This window comes from Shigella sp. FC1567 (assembly GCF_001743015.1).
GTDB lineage: Bacteria > Pseudomonadota > Gammaproteobacteria > Enterobacterales > Enterobacteriaceae > Escherichia > Escherichia coli.
In genome coordinates this window covers 1-2,007 of the sequence record NZ_MIIV01000231.1, presented here as the reverse complement: position 1 = coordinate 2,007, position 2,007 = coordinate 1, and the positions used below count along the sequence as shown (strand labels likewise).

Genomic DNA, 2,007 nt, shown 5'->3' with positions numbered 1-2,007 from the left:
CGTTACACTCAGCGCATTGAGCGACATAATCTGAATCTGAGACAACATCTGGCAAGGCTGGGACGGAAGTCACTGTCGTTCTCAAAATCGGTGGAGCTGCATGACAAGGTCATCGGGCATTATCTGAACATAAAACACTATCAGTAAGTTGGAGTCATTACCCAAAAATTCACAAATGTTGCTCGGCCCAGCGTAAGAAATCTTCTTTCGGTAATGCCTTGCTGTAGAGCCAGCCCTGACCGTAGTGCACGCCATGCTGGCGTAGCCACTCTTCTTGTTTACTGGTTTCGATTCCCTCCGCTACCATTTTCAGTTTCAGTGTTTTTGCCATTTCGATGATATGCGGCGTGACATTTTTATATTCCAGCGCATCAACGAAAGATTTATCGATCTTCAGAATGTCGACATCCAGATCCTGTAAATAACTTAAACTTGAATATCCCGTACCAAAATCATCAAGATAAATTTCATGGCCCGCCTCCCGGTAGCGAGAAATTATCGGGGCGCTGGTTTTCGGATCGGCAAACTCGCGTTCAGTGAGTTCAAGCGCGATCTGTCTGGGATTAACCTGATAGTGATTGATCATTTCACGCAGCAATTGCGGGATTTTTTCCGAGGTGAGCACGGTGGATTCAAGATTGATCGAAATATGCTGCTGTGGATGCTGACGCAGCCAGTCGCCCATATCTTCAAAGACGCTTCTTATAATCAGTAGCGTCAATGGCTCAGAAAGGCCTGTTTGCTGTGCCAGCGGAATAAAACTATCTGGTGACAACCAACTACCGTCTGTCTGCGGCCAGCGCGCCAGTGCCTCAGCACCGACAATTTTGCCATTGGCTAAGGAGACAATCGGCTGATAGTGCACGCAAATATCACGATTTTCGATAGCATCCTGCAGCCGATGATGCGGTGACTGGATACGGCGCAAAATACGCAGCACAAACATCGCTGCCAGCAGGCCAATCACCAACCCGAGCGGTAACCAAATAAAGACTTGCCGATGCCAGCCTTTCTGCAACATTTTCGTTGAAGCCCAGGTGATGATCGAAATATTCATCTCCGGGAAGGGCAGGATATCGTAAATGATTCCATTATTTTCGATATGCTCACCGGGTGTTTTTTGTAGCCTGGTAATAATTCCCTGAGCAATTTCATCGCTGCTGGTTATGACAACGTTATGGGCATTGCCAATAATGGCGGCATCAATTTGCCATGAGCTATAGGGAATGACATCAATAAAGGAAGCGGGGTCGATCATGACGACATAATGTGCCGTTCCCATGGCGACCATGTAACGGATAATGCCTAAATCGTTATGCGATGTTAACCAGACACGATAACCATCTTTCGAAATTTTACCTGGCTCGGGGAAGGTATCGGGCGGACTTTCATGCTCCAGAGACGAACACTGGGGAACGTTGTTATCGATATAAACCACTTCCTGAATATAGCGATAACTGTAAGATACCCGACGCATTTCCATGAGATGGGCTTCGCTACAGGCAGCGCCTTGCCATCTTTCCAGCTCTTGCAGCGCATCTTTCCCTTGTGTCGCCACCTTATTGGCCCGAATAGCGACGCGGGAGGAATAGGTATCCAGCTCTTCAATAAACGATGTTTCTACCTGCTGATGGGCCAGCCAGATGCTTAAGCCGACAGGCAGCATGGATTTGCCCCTATATTTCCAGACATCTGTTATCACTTAACCCATTACAAGCCCGCTGCCGCAGATATTCCCGTGGCGAGCGATAACCCAGCGCACTATGCGGATGCCATTCGTTATAATGCTCGAACGCCTCTGCAAGGTTCTTTGCTGCCGTTAACCCGTCTGGTTTGGGCATGATACTGATGTAGTCACGCTTTATCGTTTTCACGAAGCTCTCTGCTATTCCGTTACTCTCCGGACTCCGCACCGCCGTGTTCTTCGGTTCAAGTCCCAACATCCGGGCGAACTGGCGTGTTTCATTAGCCCGGTAGCATGAACCATTATCCGTCAGCCACTCCACT

3 protein-coding genes are annotated in these 2,007 nt (G+C 48.4%); 1 reads left to right on the top strand and 2 read right to left on the bottom strand.

Translation table 11 applies throughout. The annotated features are described in order from the left end of the window. On the top strand, positions 1–147 hold a 147-nt coding region (locus BHE85_RS14185; RefSeq protein WP_001437028.1), incomplete at its 5' end, for an IS1 family transposase. Between the two features lie 22 nt (positions 148–169). On the opposite strand, the gene pdeB is transcribed toward BHE85_RS14185, so the two are convergent. Together pdeB and BHE85_RS14175 are read right to left on the bottom strand one after the other, a co-directional pair. Continuing rightward, positions 170–1,666 carry a cyclic-guanylate-specific phosphodiesterase PdeB gene (gene pdeB, locus BHE85_RS14180; RefSeq protein ID WP_000938143.1) on the bottom strand — a complete coding sequence of 499 codons (1,497 nt, stop codon included), beginning with the start codon at positions 1,664–1,666 and terminating at the stop codon, positions 170–172. A gap of 10 nt (positions 1,667–1,676) precedes the next feature. Beyond that, on the bottom strand, positions 1,677–2,007 hold a 331-nt coding region (locus BHE85_RS14175), incomplete at its 5' end, for an integrase core domain-containing protein (RefSeq protein ID WP_000321149.1).